The 18,058-nt window shown below is 42.6% G+C and carries 14 protein-coding genes; 2 read left to right on the forward strand and 12 right to left on the reverse strand.

Going from position 1 to position 18,058, the window contains the following annotated elements; genetic code table 11:
- From cydX to sdhC, 11 genes are all read right to left on the reverse strand, one after another.
- A complete protein-coding gene (gene cydX / locus ABE954_RS16140) occupies positions 1-114 on the reverse strand; it encodes a cytochrome bd-I oxidase subunit CydX (protein ID WP_004909083.1) in 114 nt (37 codons plus the stop codon).
- An 11-nt stretch (positions 115-125) separates the two neighbouring features.
- Positions 126-1,265 carry a cytochrome d ubiquinol oxidase subunit II gene (gene cydB / locus ABE954_RS16145; protein ID WP_042848285.1) on the reverse strand — a complete coding sequence of 380 codons (1,140 nt, stop codon included), beginning with the start codon at positions 1,263-1,265 and terminating at the stop codon, positions 126-128.
- Between the two features lie 13 nt (positions 1,266-1,278).
- Entirely contained in the window at positions 1,279-2,847 is a 1,569-nt protein-coding gene (cydA, locus tag ABE954_RS16150) for a cytochrome ubiquinol oxidase subunit I (protein WP_042848286.1), read from the reverse strand.
- 840 nt (positions 2,848-3,687) lie between these two features.
- Complete coding sequence (sucD, locus tag ABE954_RS16155; protein ID WP_042848287.1) at positions 3,688-4,560, reverse strand: succinate--CoA ligase subunit alpha; 873 nt, start codon at positions 4,558-4,560, stop codon at positions 3,688-3,690.
- Positions 4,560-5,726: an ADP-forming succinate--CoA ligase subunit beta gene (sucC, locus tag ABE954_RS16160; protein WP_042848289.1), complete on the reverse strand. Its 1,167-nt coding sequence runs from the start codon at positions 5,724-5,726 to the stop codon at positions 4,560-4,562. Before sucC ends, sucD begins: the two co-directional genes overlap by 1 nt.
- A gap of 131 nt (positions 5,727-5,857) precedes the next feature.
- On the reverse strand, positions 5,858-7,069 hold the full coding sequence (gene odhB, locus ABE954_RS16165) for a 2-oxoglutarate dehydrogenase complex dihydrolipoyllysine-residue succinyltransferase (RefSeq protein ID WP_042848291.1): 1,212 nt from the start codon (positions 7,067-7,069) through the stop codon (positions 5,858-5,860).
- Between the two features lie 14 nt (positions 7,070-7,083).
- A complete protein-coding gene (gene sucA / locus ABE954_RS16170) occupies positions 7,084-9,897 on the reverse strand; it encodes a 2-oxoglutarate dehydrogenase E1 component (protein WP_042848293.1) in 2,814 nt (937 codons plus the stop codon).
- Positions 9,898-10,397: 500 nt separating this feature from the next.
- On the reverse strand, positions 10,398-11,114 hold the full coding sequence (locus tag ABE954_RS16175) for a succinate dehydrogenase iron-sulfur subunit (RefSeq protein WP_042848294.1): 717 nt from the start codon (positions 11,112-11,114) through the stop codon (positions 10,398-10,400).
- Between the two features lie 35 nt (positions 11,115-11,149).
- Complete coding sequence (sdhA, locus tag ABE954_RS16180) at positions 11,150-12,916, reverse strand: succinate dehydrogenase flavoprotein subunit (RefSeq protein ID WP_042848296.1); 1,767 nt, start codon at positions 12,914-12,916, stop codon at positions 11,150-11,152.
- Complete coding sequence (sdhD, locus tag ABE954_RS16185; protein WP_042848297.1) at positions 12,917-13,261, reverse strand: succinate dehydrogenase membrane anchor subunit; 345 nt, start codon at positions 13,259-13,261, stop codon at positions 12,917-12,919.
- Positions 13,255-13,644 (reverse strand): succinate dehydrogenase cytochrome b556 subunit, encoded by a 390-nt coding sequence (sdhC, locus tag ABE954_RS16190; protein WP_004909059.1) that lies wholly within the window; start codon positions 13,642-13,644, stop codon positions 13,255-13,257. Before sdhC ends, sdhD begins: the two co-directional genes overlap by 7 nt.
- A gap of 672 nt (positions 13,645-14,316) precedes the next feature.
- Here sdhC and ABE954_RS16195 point away from each other — a divergent pair.
- Positions 14,317-15,603 (forward strand): citrate synthase, encoded by a 1,287-nt coding sequence (locus ABE954_RS16195; protein WP_129466783.1) that lies wholly within the window; start codon positions 14,317-14,319, stop codon positions 15,601-15,603.
- Between the two features lie 63 nt (positions 15,604-15,666).
- On the opposite strand, the gene ABE954_RS16200 is transcribed toward ABE954_RS16195, so the two are convergent.
- Complete coding sequence (locus ABE954_RS16200) at positions 15,667-16,425, reverse strand: helix-turn-helix transcriptional regulator (RefSeq protein ID WP_129466784.1); 759 nt, start codon at positions 16,423-16,425, stop codon at positions 15,667-15,669.
- 134 nt (positions 16,426-16,559) lie between these two features.
- On the opposite strand from ABE954_RS16200, the gene ABE954_RS16205 reads away from it, so the two are divergent.
- Positions 16,560-17,693, forward strand: coding sequence for a multidrug effflux MFS transporter (locus tag ABE954_RS16205; protein ID WP_166687363.1), 1,134 nt, complete (start codon positions 16,560-16,562; stop codon positions 17,691-17,693).
- Positions 17,694-18,058: the final 365 nt, after the last annotated feature.

Consider the following 18,058-nt stretch of genomic DNA (forward strand, 5'->3'; position numbering starts at 1 on the left):
TTACTCACCATCTTTAGCTGCTTTAGAGTCTTCAGAGTGCTCTAATGCTAGTGCTGCAATCACTGCAAAACTACAAGCTAACAGCGTGCCGAGAATCCAGGCGAAATACCACATAGTTATGCTCCTTAATACAGTGAATGCTTGTTGCCTTCGATGAAGTTTTTGTCCAGACGACCAAACATTTTGTAGTAACACCATGCGGTGTATGCCAGTACGATTGGAACAAAGATAGCCGCGACAACTGTCATGACTTGCAGTGTGAACAAGCTAGATGTTGCATCCCACATGGTCAAGCTTGCATTTGGCATAATGCTTGAAGGCATGATGAATGGGAACATTGCTACACCACAAGTTAAAATGATACAAGCGATAGTTAATGAAGAACTCACAAACGCCCAACCATTTTTGTCTGCTTTACTGAACAGCATAGTCAGTAGTGGCAGCGCTAAACCCAGTGCAGGCAGAGCCCACAGGATTGGGTAAGTATTGAAGTTAGTCAACCAAGCCCCTGAAACAACCTCTACGGTTTTATTCAGTGGGTTTGATACCGCATGGTGATCAATCGCTGAAGTGATAACATAGCCATCGATACCCATTACTAACCAAACACCAGCACCCGCAAACGCTAACAGTGTGACTAACGCACAGATATAGGTTGCTTTACGTACACGTAGGTACAGCTCGCCAGTGGTACGCATTTGCAGATAAGTTGCACCTTGGGTAACAATCATCATTAAACCAACCACACCCGCTAACAGACCATATGGGTTCAGCAGACCAAACAGGTTACCTGTATAGGTTAAGTACTGTTGGTTATCAATTTGCAGTGGGACACCTAATAATAGGTTACCAAATGCAACACCGATAACTAATGGTGGAACGAAACCACCGATGAACAGACCCCAGTCCCACATGTTACGCCATTTTGGGTTCTCCAGTTTTGAACGGTAGTCGAAACCCACCGGACGGAAGAACAAAGCAGCTAACACTAAAATCATCGCGATATAGAAACCGGAGAATGATGCCGCATAGACTTGTGGCCATGCAGCAAACATCGCACCACCCGCAGTGATTAACCAAACTTGGTTACCATCCCAGTGCGGTGCAACGGCATTAATCATGATACGGCGTTCGGTATCTGTTTTACCTAAAATAGGTAATAAGAAGCCAACGCCCATGTCAAAGCCATCCGTGACAGCAAACCCAATCAGTAATACACCGATAAGGATCCACCACACAAACCGAAGAACTTCATAATCAAACATAAGTGGCTCCTATTTACTGAACGTCGTGTGCAGAAGTGTTTTTCTGTTCAAAGTGGTAGCGACCAGTTTTCAGGCTACTAGGCCCTTTACGAGCGAATTTGAACATTAAGAACATTTCAGCAATTAAGAACAGTGTGTACAGACCACAGATCAATACCATAGAGAAGATCAGGTCATGGGTCGTTAAATTAGAATGAGCAACCGACACCGGTAATACTTCACCAATTGCCCAAGGCTGACGACCATACTCTGCAACGAACCAACCTGATTCAATTGCAATCCATGGTAGTGGAATACCAAACAGTGCAATACGTAACAGCAGTTTGCTTTGACCAATTTTGTTACGGACTACTGACAGGAATGCCCAGCCAATAATTAATAACAACAGGAAGCCAACACCAACCATGATACGGAATGCCCAGAACAGAGGCCCTACGTTAGGAATACTGTCTTTTACTGCTTTTTGAATTTGCGCTTCTGTCGCATCAACAACATTTGGTGCGTATTGTTTTAACAGAAGACCATAACCGAGATCTTTTTTGCTAGCTTCAAATGCAGCACGCAATTCAGGATCTTTATTTCCAGCTAACAGTTCTTGTAATTGACCATATGCAACCATACCGTTACGGATACGAACTTCGTGTTGTTTCATTAGATCTTTCAGACCTAATACTGGCGTATCAACAGAACGAGTTGCAATGATACCCATCGCCCAAGGAATTGAGATAGCAAACTTGTTTTCTTGCTTCTCAGTATCTGGCCAAGCGATTAAGTTAAATGCAGCTGGAGGCGCATGGGTTTCCCACTCAGCTTCAACCGCAGCGAGTTTAGTTTTCTGAACGTCACCCATTTCGTAACCTGATTCATCACCAAGAACGATAACAGATAGAACCGCAGCAATACCAAAACTAGCAGCAATTGCAAAAGAACGCTTAGCAAAAGCAACATCACGACCTTTAAGTAGGTAGTAAGAGCTGATACCTAAGATAAACATTGCACCAGTACAATAACCTGCAGCCACTGTGTGGACAAACTTAACTTGCGCAACTGGGTTTAAGACTAGCTCAGAGAAGCTAACCATTTCCATACGCATTGTTTCAAAGTTGAAGTCAGCTGCGATCGGGTTTTGCATCCAACCATTCGCCACTAAAATCCACAAAGCAGAGAAGTTAGAACCTAAAGCAACTAACCATGTTACAGCAAGGTGTTGAGTTTTGCTTAAACGATCCCAACCAAAGAAGAATAAACCAACAAAAGTAGATTCTAAGAAGAACGCCATCAAACCTTCGATTGCCAGAGGCGCACCGAAGATATCTCCAACGTAATGAGCATAGTAAGACCAGTTAGTCCCGAATTGGAATTCCATGGTCAGACCCGTTGCAACACCTAGGGCGAAGTTAATACCAAATAACTTACCCCAGAACTTAGTCATATCTTTATAAATTTGCTTGCCAGACAGCACATATACCGTTTCCATGATCGCAAGCAAAAACGCCATACCGAGCGTTAATGGCACGAACAGGAAGTGATACATTGCAGTTAAGGCAAACTGTAATCGTGACAGTTCGACAATATCAAACATCTTGACTCCTTGCTCCTAGCAGGAAGACACCGACTTGCGGCAACCCAGCTTCCAGATTAAATTTCGAAGAAAGCCTCTTAACTACCAGCAAAAAATGCCTCAAAACAACAAATAATTAACAAAACCAAAAGAAAGAACAATACTATAATAATAGTACGCCTATCTTCACATACAATAAACTTCTTTTACGTGACTCAGATTTGAATTCTGAATTTACATCAATAATTATACCCTTTAATAGAAAATAGAGTATTTGATCGTGCACCAATTTAAGCAATTTCGACAAATAAAGCTAGAGGTAATAAATTGATTTACGTCAATTTTTTTCCTATTGTTAATTGATTTGCATACCAGTCAATTAATAGTTATTCACTTGTTAATGTACTGTTATTGGTATTGATATAAATGTTCTTATTTTTTCTAAAGATTAACAAAAAAATATAATCTTTTTATTAAGAAGTCTAAAAAAGAATATTTAATTTCTAATAGTATCTTATTTCAAAGCTATTATGAATTTTATTAATATACGAACTTATCTCAACTAAAATCATATATTCGGTTAATTAACTTTCCCCAATAATTATAAAATTGACCTGACACAACTTTCTCGTTTTTTGCTTAAAATGGGCTTTGTAGCCCACCAAAGCTATGGAGCATTTTCACAGATAGCCGTACCTGTACTCGTATCTTTTAATATTTTTAAGTATAGACACTCTTTGCCAGAAATCCTTATCCTCTCTCCAGAAATTACACTAACGGCTTTTAAAGCCATAAAAAAACCCGTACTCAAATAAGCACGGGCTTTCGTCTCTTACGGCTGCTAGTTACCTAGCGGATCATTTACTTATTCAGTAATGATTTCACGGCATCGCCGATGTCTGCAAGGCTACGAACGGTTTTCACGCCCGCAGCTTCTAATGCAGCAAATTTCTCATCCGCAGTACCTTTACCGCCAGCAATGATTGCACCAGCATGGCCCATACGTTTACCTTTCGGTGCCGTTACACCAGCGATATAACCAACTACTGGTTTAGTTACATGCTCTTTAATATAAGCCGCAGCTTCTTCTTCCGCGTTACCACCAATTTCACCGATCATGACAATCGCTTCAGTTTGTGGGTCAGCTTGGAACATTTTCAGGATATCAATAAAGTTTGAACCTGGGATTGGGTCACCACCGATACCAACACAAGTTGATTGGCCTAAACCTGCATCAGTAGTTTGTTTTACCGCTTCATAAGTCAGCGTACCTGAACGTGAAACGATACCGACTTTACCTGGCATATGAATGTGACCAGGTTGGATACCAATCTTACATTCACCTGGAGTGATAACGCCTGGGCAGTTAGGGCCGATCATGCGAACGCCAGCTTCATCCAGCTTCACTTTCACAGTCAGCATGTCCAGAGTTGGAATACCTTCAGTGATGGTGATAATCAGTTTAATGCCTGCATCGATAGCTTCTAAGATAGAGTCTTTACAAAATGGCGCTGGCACATAGATAACAGACGCAGTTGCACCTGTCGCTTCAACCGCTTCGCGAACTGTATTGAACACCGGCAGACCTAAGTGTGTTGTACCACCTTTGCCTGGTGTAACACCACCGACCATTTTTGTACCATAAGCAATCGCTTGTTCTGAATGGAATGTACCTTGACCACCAGTAAAACCTTGGCAAATCACTTTGGTGTTTTTATCGATTAAAATAGACATTATTTAGCCTCCGCTGCTGCTACTGCTTTTTTAGCTGCGTCAGTCAAGCTGTTAGCAGCGATAATGTTCAAGCCGCTGTCTGCCAGTTTCTTAGCACCTAATTCAGCATTGTTACCTTCTAAACGCACAACTACTGGTACATTTACGCCAACTTCTTCAACTGCACCAATGATGCCGTCTGCAATCAGGTCGCAACGAACGATACCACCAAAGATGTTAACAAAAACGGCTTTCACGTTTTCATCAGAAAGAATGATTTTAAATGCTTCAGTTACACGCTCTTTAGTTGCGCCGCCACCAACATCTAAGAAGTTTGCAGGTGCGCCACCGTGAAGTTTAACAATGTCCATAGTTCCCATTGCTAAGCCTGCACCGTTAACCATACAACCAATGTTACCATCTAATGCAACATAGTTGAGTTCCCACTGCGCTGCTTGAGCTTCGCGCGCATCTTCTTGAGATTCATCACGTAGTTCACGGATTTCTGGCTGACGATATAGCGCATTACTGTCGATGCCTAATTTGCCATCTAAGCAAACTAAATCACCCGCAGTACTGATAACCAGAGGGTTAATTTCTGCTAAAGCTAAGTCACGCTCAAGGAATAAAGTTGCTAGACCCATAAAAATTTTAGCAAATTGGCTAACTTGTTTACCTGTTAAGCCTAATTTAAATGCCAATTCACGGCCTTGGAAAGGCATTGGGCCAGTCAGTGGGTCGATAATTGCTTTATGAATTAATTCAGGCGTTTCTTCAGCAACTTTTTCAATTTCCACACCACCTTCAGTCGATGCCATGAAAACAACACGACGAGTGCTACGGTCAACAACCGCACCTAAATACAACTCTTTATCAATGTCAGTCGCTGTTTCAACAAGAATCTGGTTTACTGGTTGGCCGTTAGCGTCTGTTTGATAAGTCACTAAGTTTTTACCTAACCAGTTTTCTGCAAATGCTTTAACTTCGTTAATATCGCTAGTGACTTTAACGCCACCTGCTTTACCACGTCCGCCTGCATGTACTTGGCATTTAATTACCCATGGGCCATTGCCAATTTTTTTAGCAGCGTCTACGGTTTCAGCGACTGATGAACAGGCATAACCTGTTGGTGCAGGCATCCCATAACGTGCAAACAACTGTTTTGCCTGGTACTCGTGTAAATTCATGATGTTCTATCCATAATTGAGTCTGAAGAGGCGTTTATTCGCCTCCTGCAATTGTTACTGATTTAGCAACCCGCAAGCGGGTTGCATCGGTTACTTCAGACCGGGCAGGTTGTTCCTACCCTGTTATGTTGCTATACGTCCAGCAGTAAACGAGTTGGATCTTCCAGCATATCTTTGATAGCGACTAAGAAGCCCACTGACTCACTACCATCGATTAAACGGTGGTCATAAGACAGCGCTAAATACATCATCGGAAGAATCTCTACCTTACCATTTACAGCCATAGGGCGGTCTTTAATGGCATGCATGCCTAAAATTGCGCTCTGTGGTGGGTTAATGATAGGTGTAGACATCAGAGAACCAAATACGCCACCGTTAGTGATAGTGAAGTTACCACCACTTAAGTCTTCAACAGTTAATTTACCATCGCGACCTTTAACAGCCAGTTCTTTAATTTTTTTCTCGATATCTGCCATGCTCATTGCATCAACATCACGTAGAACTGGAGTTACCAGACCACGAGGCGTAGAGACGGCAATGCTGATATCAAAATAGTTGTGGTAAACCACATCGCTGCCATCAATAGAAGCGTTAACTTCTGGATAGCGTTTCAGTGCTTCTACCGCAGCTTTAACATAGAAGGACATAAAGCCTAAACGTACACCGTGGCGTTTTTCGAATGCTTCGCCATATTGTTTCCGTAAGTCTTTAATTGGTTGCATGTTAACTTCATTAAATGTTGTCAACATTGCAGTGGTGTTTTTCGCTTCTAACAGGCGCTCTGCGATACGTTTACGTAAACGTGTCATTGGTACACGTTTCTCGCTACGGTGTGCTAACGGCGCTTGTGGTGCAGCAGGTGCTGTTGCTGCTGGAGCTGCTGATTTATTTGCTGCTAAATGTTTTTCAACATCTTCACGAGTCAAACGACCACCAACACCCGTCCCTTTAATGTCAGCTGGGTTCAGGCTATGTTCTGCAATCAAGCGACGAATAGCTGGGCTCAGAGCGTCATTACTTTCAGTCTCTAGGCTTGCAGTTTGGCGTTGTGCTGGCGTTGCTTCCTGTGCATCTTTAACTTCAGCAGGAATACCTGAGCTATCACCTAAACGAATACGACCTAACAGTTGTTTAGATAATACCGTCGCGCCTTCTTCTTCAACGATAGCTTCTAACACACCTGCTTCACTTGCAGGCACTTCTAACACCACTTTATCTGTTTCGATCTCAACCAGGACTTCGTCACGCTGAACACTATCACCTGGTTTTTTATGCCATGTGGCAACCGTGGCATCTGCAACGGACTCAGGAAGATCGGGAACAAGAATTTCTACGCTACTCATTTTCTATCCTTTAATTATTCAATGTTCAAAGCGTCATTAACCAGGGCTTTTTGTTGTTCCTGGTGAACGGACGTATAGCCAACTGCTGGTGATGAAGAAGCAGCTCGACCTGCATAACGTAAAGTAGCCCCTGCTGGGATAGCTTCACGGAAATTATGTTGACTGCAATACCAAGCACCTTGGTTTAATGGCTCTTCTTGACACCATACAAAGTCTTTAACATCAGTAAATTGCGCCAACGCTTTTTGGATATCATCGTGTGGGAACGGATACAACTGCTCAATACGCACGATAGCAACGTCAGTTTGTTCATTCTTACGACGTTGTTCTAACAGATCGTAATAGACTTTCCCTGAACACAGAACGACGCGTTTCACATTTTTCGGATTGATTTCATCGATTTCACCGATAACTGGTTCGAATTTGCCATTCGCCAGTTCATCCATACTAGATACTGCTAATGGGTGACGGAGCAGAGACTTCGGTGACATCACAATCAGAGGACGACGCATGCCACGTAAGGCCTGACGACGTAACATGTGGTAAACCTGAGCTGGTGTTGATGGAACACATACTTGCATGTTTTGATCAGCACACAGTTGGAGATAACGCTCTAAACGTGCAGATGAGTGTTCTGGCCCCTGACCTTCATATCCATGTGGCAGTAACATTACAAGGCCACACATACGACCCCATTTTTGCTCACCAGAGCTAATGAATTGGTCGATAACAACCTGAGCACAGTTTGCGAAGTCACCAAATTGCGCTTCCCAAATCGTCAGAGCACGTGGTTCAGTCGTCGCATAACCATATTCAAATGCCAATACTGCGTTTTCTGTTAGGACAGAGTCCCAAACGTTGAATACGCCTTGACCGTTATGAATATTTTGTAATGGAACATAGACAGAACCGTTAGTTTGGTTATGAATAACCGCATGGCGGTGGAAGAATGTACCACGACCCGCATCTTCACCTGACAAACGAACAGGAACACCTTCATCAACCAATGTTGCATAAGCTAAAGTTTCAGCCGCACCCCAGTCGAGTAATTTTTCGCCTTTCGCCATTTCAGCGCGATCTGCATAAATTTTCTCAACACGAGACTGAGCAACAACACCTTCAGGAATAGTGCTAACTTTAGTTGCCAATTCAGTTAAACGTTTGATATCAACGGTCGATTTGTATGATTCATCCCATTCATGGTTCAAATACGGAGCCCATGTATAAGAATTGAGTCCCATTTCACGGTACTCTTCAACCACACAATTACCTGCATCTAAGGCATCACGGTACAGATTGACCATTTCAGTCACATCATTAGCACTCAACACGTTCTCTGCAATTAAACGGTCCGCATAAATTTTACGTGGTGTTGGATGCTGTTTGATTTTTTGATACATCACAGGCTGAGTTGCACTTGGCTCATCCGCTTCGTTATGACCATGACGGCGATAACACACTAAATCGATCATCACATCACGTTTAAATGTATTACGGAAATCTAGCGCTAAGCGAGTCACAAATGAAACGGCTTCAGGATCATCAGCATTCACGTGGAAAATAGGCGCCTGCACCATTTTCACGATATCAGTACAGTATTCAGTTGAACGGGTATCTTTCGGATTTGAAGTAGTAAAACCAATTTGGTTGTTAATAACGATACGTACAGTACCGCCAACTTCATAACCACGAGCCTGAGACATGTTCAGTGTTTCTTGAACAACACCCTGACCGGTAACTGCGGAGTCACCATGAATAGTGATTGGTAACACCATGTTGCTGCGACCTTCGTCCAAGCGATCACGACGAGCACGCACTGAACCAATTACCACAGGGCTAACAATTTCAAGGTGAGATGGGTTAAATGCTAATGCTAAGTGAACACGAGAACCGGCGGTTTCAAAGTCAGACGAGAAACCTTGGTGATATTTAACGTCACCCGCACTTGAATGGTCTTTATGTTTACCCGCGAATTCATCGAATAATTCACCAGGTTTTTTACCTAGGATATTCACAAGAACGTTTAAACGACCACGGTGAGCCATCCCCAGAACAACTTCACGAGTATCCTGTTTGCCTGCGTGGTGAATTAAATCTTTCAGCATTGGGATCAGGGCATCACCGCCTTCCAATGAGAAACGTTTAGCCCCTGGGAATTTAGCCCCGATATAGCGCTCAAGGCCTTCAGCGGCGGTGAGTTCCGCTAAGAAACGTAATTTTTCTTCTTTAGAGAAAACTTTTGCAACATCAACTGACTCAAGACGTTGTTGAATCCAACGTTTTTCTTCAGTATTTGTGATATGCATATATTCAGCACCAATCGAACCGCAATAAATGCGTTTCAAGTGCTCATATAGCTCACTGAGTTTCATGGTTTCTTTGCCAATAGCAAATGAACCCACGTTAAAGGTTTCGTCGAAATCTTCTTTCGTCAGATTATGGAATGCTGGGTCTAAATCTGGAACAGATTCGCGTTTCCAAAGCCCTAACGGGTCAAGATTCGCATTCTGGTGCCCGCGGAAGCGGAATGCATTTATTAACTGCAAAACTTTGACTTGTTTTGCATCGATAGCTGGATCGCTAACAGAAGTGTGATAACGCGTAGAGTCTTTTGCTAAGCGGCGGAAGTAATCGCGCGCTTGGGAGTGGAATTGTTCACCACTAGTACCTAAAGTAGCACCAGGAAGTTGCTCAAAAATGGCTTTCCACTCGGCATCTACAGAGTTAGGGTCAGTCAGATAATCTTCATAAAGCTGTTCTATATATGTCTGGTTCGCGCCTGCCAGAAAGCTTGAATCCAGCCAGTCCTTCATTACGCCGTTCTGCATTGTGATCCCTTAAGCTTTAAAAGCTTTAGTTTTCGCCGTGGTTAACTAATTACCGCATTTAAGCGGCCTCGATAAAGGTTCTCTTGGACGTGCTTTATGCATGTTCTCTCTTTGGGAGGCCCTTTATCAGTAAGGGTTTCCCTTTTAAGGAACCTTTAAAAACTGGCTACGGTTTTTAAAGGCCCCTATGCTTGGGCTGTCGTCTTCATCTTTTTTTGCAGTTGGCTATTTTTTCTACTTTTTACTGTTACTTTCTTTGCTTTCACTTTTTTGCGCTTTTGTTATGACAACGTTTTATTAAGTGCTACATTTTATATATGACAATGTTACTTTCTGATGCTCGTTGTGGGTATTTCGTTTTCGCGCTTTTGTGACCTTAAGCGCTATTTAAATTAAAAACCCTACTTTACTTTACGCCCTATTTTTAAGTTATGTATTTATTTTGTGCTATTCCCATTTTAACCCGTAGCACTTAAGCACTACGGGTTAAATATTCACTATCAGGCAGTATGTTTTAGCAACATAGATTTAATATGACCGATAGCTTTTGTTGGATTTAGCCCTTTAGGGCATACATTGACACAATTCATGATGCTATGACAGCGGAAAACACTAAAAGCGTCGTTCAGATCATCTAATCTTGAATCCGTTTCAGTATCGCGGCTATCGATCAGGAAGCGGTATGCTGCCAGCAAGCCCGCAGGCCCAATAAACTTATCTGGATTCCACCAGAAAGATGGGCAAGAAGTCGAACAACAAGCACATAAGATACACTCGTATAAACCATCAAGTTTTTCACGTTGTGCAGGAGTTTGTAAATTCTCACGAGCAGGTGGGTTCTTATTATCATTAATAAGATATGGGCGGATTTTCTCGTATTGGGTATAAAACTGAGTCATGTCGATAATCAGGTCGCGCACAACAGGCAAACCTGGTAACGGACGGATAACAATTTTTTTCCCACCACGGATTAAAGCGGACAATGGTGTGATACACGCCAGCCCGTTTTTACCGTTCATATTGACACCATCAGAACCACAGACACCTTCACGACAAGAACGACGGAATGACAGTGTTGGATCCTGTTCTTTAATTTGGATCAACGCATCCAACAGCATCATGTCACGCCCTTCTGGCACTTCGAGGGTGTAATCTTGCATGCGTGGGGCGTTGTCCACATCTGGATTATAACGATAAATCGAAAATTGTAGTTTCATAGTTTATTTCTCCGCAACTGGATTAACACCACGCATTAGTAGGTACGAATTTTCGGTGGGAAGGCTTCACGCAATTTTGGCTGCATGTTGACTTCACGACGCGTCATCGTTTCAGATTGCGGTAAATATAATGAGTGACATAACCAATTCGCATCATCACGCTCTGGATAGTCAAAGCGGCTATGCGCCCCACGACTTTCTGTACGGAAGTTCGCTGCTTGTGCTGTCGCATAAGCGGTTTCCATCAGGTTATCCAGTTCTAAACACTCAATACGCTGAGTGTTGAACTCTGTTGAGGTATCATCAAGACGTGCATTTTGCAGGCGTTCACGGATCACTTTTAGCTCTTCCAGACCTTTCGCCATCGCATCACCTTCACGGAATACCGAGAAGTTATGCTGCATACAGGTTTGCAGTGCCTTGCGGATCTCAGTTGGATCTTCGCCAGTACGAGCCCCTTCCCAACGGTTAAAGCGTGTCATCGCCGCATCAATATCGGATTCAGAAGCATCACGCATTGAACCTTGTTCCATGATGGACTCTTTTAGGTGTAGACCCGCAGAACGACCAAATACGACTAAGTCGAGCAATGAGTTACCGCCTAAACGGTTAGCGCCGTGTACAGATACACACGCAATTTCACCCACAGCAAACAGACCTGGGATAACTTCGTCTTCGCCTTTTTCGTTATAGCGAATCGCTTGGCCAGTCACTTTTGTTGGAATACCACCCATCATATAGTGACAAGTTGGAATAACTGGGATTGGCTCTTTGATTGGGTCAACGTGAGCAAAGGTACGGGATAATTCAAGGATACCCGGTAAACGAGACTCGAGAACTTCTTTCCCTAAATGATCCAATTTCAGTTTGGCATGCGGACCCCAAGGACCATCACAACCACGGCCTTCACGGATTTCAATCATGATTGAACGTGCAACAACATCACGACCGGCCAAATCTTTCGCATTTGGCGCATAACGTTCCATGAAGCGCTCACCGTCTTTATTCAGCAAATAACCACCTTCACCACGGCAACCTTCTGTCACAAGAACCCCTGCGCCAGCGATACCCGTCGGGTGGAATTGCCACATTTCCATATCTTGTAAAGGAACACCAGCACGAGCTGCCATCCCAACACCATCACCGGTATTGATATGCGCATTGGTGGTCGATTGATAAATACGCCCTGCACCACCCGTAGCTAAAATGGTCGCTTTAGCTTTGAAGTAAACTAATTCGCCAGTTTCCATACAAATTGCAGTACAGCCCACCACATCGCCGTCTTGATTTTTAACTAAATCAAGGGCATACCACTCTGAAAAGATGGTTGTGTGATTTTTTAAGTTTTGCTGATACAAAGTATGTAACAGTGCGTGACCAGTCCGGTCAGCCGCAGCCGCAGTACGTGCCGCTTGCTCGCCACCGAAATTCTTAGACTGACCACCAAATGGGCGCTGATAAATACTGCCATCGTCTAAGCGAGAAAAAGGTAACCCCATATGCTCTAATTCTAGGATAGCCTCGGGCCCTGTTTTACACATGTATTCGATTGCATCTTGGTCACCGATATAGTCGGAACCTTTCACGGTATCATACATATGCCATTCCCAGTTATCAGGGTGAGTGTTGCCTAAAGCAACAGTGATACCACCTTGCGCTGATACTGTATGAGAACGGGTTGGAAATACTTTTGACAGCAGAGCACAAGACAGGCCCAACTGTGAAATTTGAAGTGCTGCACGCATACCTGCGCCACCAGCACCAATAACGATAGCGTCAAACTCTCTGATTGGCAGATTCATTTATGCACCCCACACAACAATTGTTCCGTAAATTAAATAAGCCAACAGACCAACAACGATAGCCAGCTGCAGCACTAAACGAATTGCTAGCGGCTTGACATAGTCAGTTAGCACTTGCCACATGCCAATCCACGCATGCACAAGAATCGAGAACAATGTGAGGATAGTAAATACTTTCGTCACAGAAGAAGCGAAGAAACCACGCCATACTTCATAAGTAATATCATTGATAGCAACAAAACCAACAATGTAGATTACGTATAATACGATAATAATCGCAGAAGCACGGATTAACAGCCAGTCCTGGATACCAGTACGGCCTAAAGCAGAAGCATTACTTACCATACTAAGATCCCCGCCAGAATTGCCAGAATTACGGTGATAACAAATGTAATTTTTGCAGATGAGTTACCAGCAGCAAGGGTTTCATCAACACAGCCAAAATCCATCAGCATATGACGAATACCACCACAAATGTGGTAAGCCAATGCCGTTAGAATGCCCCAAAGAATGAACTTAGCAAAAAAGCCAGTCATTATTTCAGACGCGTATTGAAAACCTTCTGGAGAGGAGAGAGATGTCCCTAGCAACCAAAGCAGAATACCAACTGCGATGAGAGTAATGACGCCAGAGACACGGTGCAAGATCGAAGATATTGCAGTGATCGGGAAATGAATCGTCTGCAAATCAAGGTTGACAGGTCTTTGTTTTTTCACAATTTTGCCCACACAGCTCTTTATTATTTTCCATCCTCCGGACCTGGGGTGGAAATCAGACAGCGACAGGGGGTACAAAATGCAACTTAACACAAACTCTAATCCATCATGTTTAAATAAAGTTGCATACTGATCACGCTGGGAACTCCTACTACAGGGTAATCCGGAGACCTGCCGCTAGTATAAAGTCTTCACAATGCCATTACAATTCCCACACAAAATGTTTGGGGACATTTAGCCCGAACAGTGAGAAGGATCACGATTTAAACATTTTGTATAAATGTGCTTATCTTATTTGACAATGATTCAACATTTATCTTACATATAGGTCTAGCAGAATTATCTTAAGGTGTGGGCGTTCCCTCACTGAAAAATAAAAAACATGAATGTTGCAATGTTAAGTACCTTCCAATTTGAACTGTGACAGGTATTACTAACAAAAGTTATGAAAGTTGTTCCTCTTACCACAAATAATGATATTGTAAGTAAAACAACAAAAAGAACATAACATCTACACACTCATAAACAACCTAATTACATTGTCGTCGGTCGTCAGATTTCAGGTTTTATGTGATAGCTAGCTGATTTTCTAATCATACCGGTAGAACAATGCACGAAGAAACAGTATAACGCTGAGCTTCTGGGTTGTTGGGTGTCGATTATCAAGCGCTAAGGAGACCGTAAATGGCTGATAACAAAGCTAAGCTAACGACTGGTAGTAAGGGTGATATTGACCTCGATATTTTAAGCCCCACCATTGGTCAAGACGTTATCGATGTCCGAACTTTAGGTTCAAAAGGGTTCTTTACCTATGACCCTGGTTTTACTTCTACTGCATCCTGTGAATCAAAAATCACCTATATCGATGGTGATGAAGGCATTCTGCTGCATCGTGGTTTCCCGATCGATCAACTCGCTACCGAAGCTTCTTACCTCGAAGTTTGTTATATCCTGTTATACGGCGAAGCACCGACTCAAGAGCAATACGACACATTTAAAAATACGGTAACTCGCCACACGATGATCCACGAGCAAATCACTCGCATGCTGAATGGCTTCCGTCGTGACTCACACCCAATGGCAGTGTTATGTGGTGTAACAGGTGCACTGGCTGCGTTCTACCATGATGCATTGGACGTGAACAACCCGCGCCACCGTGAAATTACAGCTTATCGTCTGCTGTCAAAAATGCCAACTGTTGCGGCAATGTGTTATAAATACTCCATTGGCCAGCCTTTTGTTTATCCACGTAATGAACTGTCGTACGCGGGTAACTTCTTGCATATGATGTTCTCTACACCATGTGAAGAATATGTGGTAAATCCAGTTCTCGAACGTGCAATGGATCGGATTTTAATCCTACATGCTGACCACGAACAGAACGCTTCAACATCAACCGTACGTACTGCTGGGTCATCAGGTGCAAACCCATTTGCTTGTATTGCTGCGGGTATTGCGTCTCTGTGGGGGCCAGCTCACGGTGGGGCTAACGAAGCCTGTTTACGCATGTTGGAAGAAATTCAAACCGTTGAGCATATCCCTGCATTTATCGAACGTGCGAAAGACAAAAATGACTCTTTCCGCTTAATGGGCTTTGGTCACCGTGTTTATAAAAACCATGACCCACGTGCAACTGTGATGCGTGAAACTTGCCACGAAGTACTTAATGAGTTGGGCTTAAACGATAGCTTACTCGAAGTCGCTATGGAGCTAGAACGTATTGCCCTGAATGACCCGTACTTCATTAAGAAAAAACTGTATCCAAACGTTGACTTCTATTCAGGTATCATATTGAAGGCAATGGGAATTCCATCTTCAATGTTTACTGTTATTTTTGCTATTGCACGTACAATTGGTTGGATAGCCCATTGGAATGAAATGCATGATGACGGTCTGAAAATTGCTCGTCCTCGTCAGCTGTATACGGGTTACAGCCAACGTAAATTCAACTCTGGATTAGCAAAAAAATAATATTCAATTAAATCTATCCCCCTACAAATACTCAAGCCTCGGTTTATCGAGGCTTTTTCTCTTTTACTGTTGATATTCCCGCGGTGTTACCCCACTCATTTTGCGAAAAAAACTGATAAAAGCACTATCACTGGCTAAGCCAAGCTCTTGAGTAATAAAGTGATATGGGTGATTTTGTGCCAATAACTCAATCGCTTTAATAAACCGCCATTGTTGCCGCCATGTTTGATAAGTCATTCCGGTTTCTTTTAAGAAAACCCGTGTAATGGTTTTTTCACTTGCGCCAATCGTTTGAGCAAGTTGGTTTAAATTAGGTGGTAATTGCTCGATATCGAGGCCTTTAAAGCGCCTATCTTGAGGAAGTGCAAGTAATGTTGGCTCAGTCGTTGCACTTTGTAGTTCATCGATAAATACTGGTAATAAATTTGCTAAGCGCCCTTGTTGCCAATCACTGTCAAACGGGGCAATTGCAATCCGTTCAAGTACCTCTCTTAGCAGAGGTGAAATGCTCAAAATGACGACTTCATTCGCTATTTTTTTAGCATATTGTTCACTTAAATACACCGAACGATAGCCCACAGATGCGCGCATTTGTGCTCGGTGACAAACAAATGGAGGTATCCATGCCACCCTTCCAGGAGGTAATAGAGAAATTCGGTTCTCAAGTGAAATTCGTATACACCCTTGTTGTGTAAACAAAAGCTGCCCCATTTCATGGCTATGTAAACCAGAATCATGTTGCCCCATTTGAGCTGCTATTCCCAATACTGGCGCTGTATACCAGTGAGTTTGAAATTCATCTGTTTGTTCTAGCCAAGCCATAATGTCCCTTTTTTGATATTTATAGTCTTTATTTTTGTAATGGGACACTAAAAATACCATTAAACTGCTTGTCATTGAATAGTTGTATTCATCTTCACCATCTATTTTTTATTAATATAAGCAGGATAATTGGTATGAAACACCCTCTTTCATTATGGCTTGCTGTTGCCTTAATGATGTTTCCACAAATCGTGGAAACCATATACAGCCCAGCATTGACCAACATTGCTAGCGCATTTAATGTCGATGCTGAACAAGCATCACAAACATTATCATTCTATTTCTTTGCTTTTGCGCTAGGTGTCGTATTTTGGGGAAGAATGTGTGACACGCTAGGCCGCCGCCCGACTATCCTGGCAGGTCTGTTGATCTACGGTATCGCCTCTATCTGCGCGTTGTTTATCACACACTTTTATTTATTACTGTTAATGAGAATGCTTGCCGCATTTGGTGCCGCCGTCGGTTCAATTGGAACACAAACCGCAATGCGTGATAGCTATCAAGGGCATGAATTAGCTAAAGTTTTTTCAATTATGGGTATTGCCCTAGCCATTAGTCCTGCATTAGGGATGTTATTCGGTGCGGGGTTAGTTAGTTTTGGCGGATATCTCGCCGTTTTTACTGGCTTGGCATTTCTCGCGGTCGTGCTTTTTATTTGGTCTACTTGCCGTTTACCAGAAACACGCCCTGAAAATGTGATCAAAGTCCCATTTATGGCGACATTTTTACGAATGATCACAGATAAAGAAATTGTTAGAAATGTGATCTTGATAGCATTTTTCAACATTAATTTATTTAGCTATTATCAGCTGGCACCTTTCAGTTTTGAACGATTAATGCTCACTCAGCAACAATTTGGTTTAACTGGAATTTTATTAGCACTTGGAGTGGGCTTAGGGTCAATCATTAATCGTCATTTATTGGCTAAAAAACACACATCTGAGCAACTTGTTAAGCTCTCTAGCATCATATCTTTGATAAGTGGTTGCTTGGTTTTTGCTCTGATGGATTCTATTTGGTTCATTTTACCGGTGATTGGTGTAGTTATTGGATATGGAATTGCTATTCCTAATATCCTTGCACATGCTTTAAATCGCTATAGTGATAGAAAAGGTACTGCTGGGGCTATTTTAGGTTTGTTTTACTATATCGGACTCGCCATTGGTTTAATGGTCGCAGGCTGGAGCCAGCACTTAGGCTTGGTATTAACCATTTCGGGTTTGGTTCTTGTTCTTTCATCATTACGCTATCGAATTTATACGAGTTAACTTTTTATTTTACTAATTACACATAATTTTCTACGCATTTTACATCACAAGTATGTGACTAGGGGTCGCGAGTGTAGCCAACACCGCCGAGGTTAGATTTAGAAAATCAATGAAGATTAGCTTGAAAATTTAATTCTCTAAATAGTTCGAGTTGTGGCTAGGCGGCAAATGAGCGACTCCCTAAGAGCATAGCCAACACTGCCGAGGTTAGAATTAGAAAATCAATGAAGATTAGCTTGAAAATTTAATTCTCTAAATAGTTCGAGTTGTAGCTAGGCGGCAAATGAGCGACTCCCTAAGAGCATAGCCAACACCGCCAAGGTTAGAATTAGAAACTCAATGAAGATTAGCTTGAAAATTTAATT

It is taken from the genome of Providencia sp. TYF-12, from assembly GCF_041344805.1.
GTDB lineage: Bacteria > Pseudomonadota > Gammaproteobacteria > Enterobacterales > Enterobacteriaceae > Providencia > Providencia huashanensis.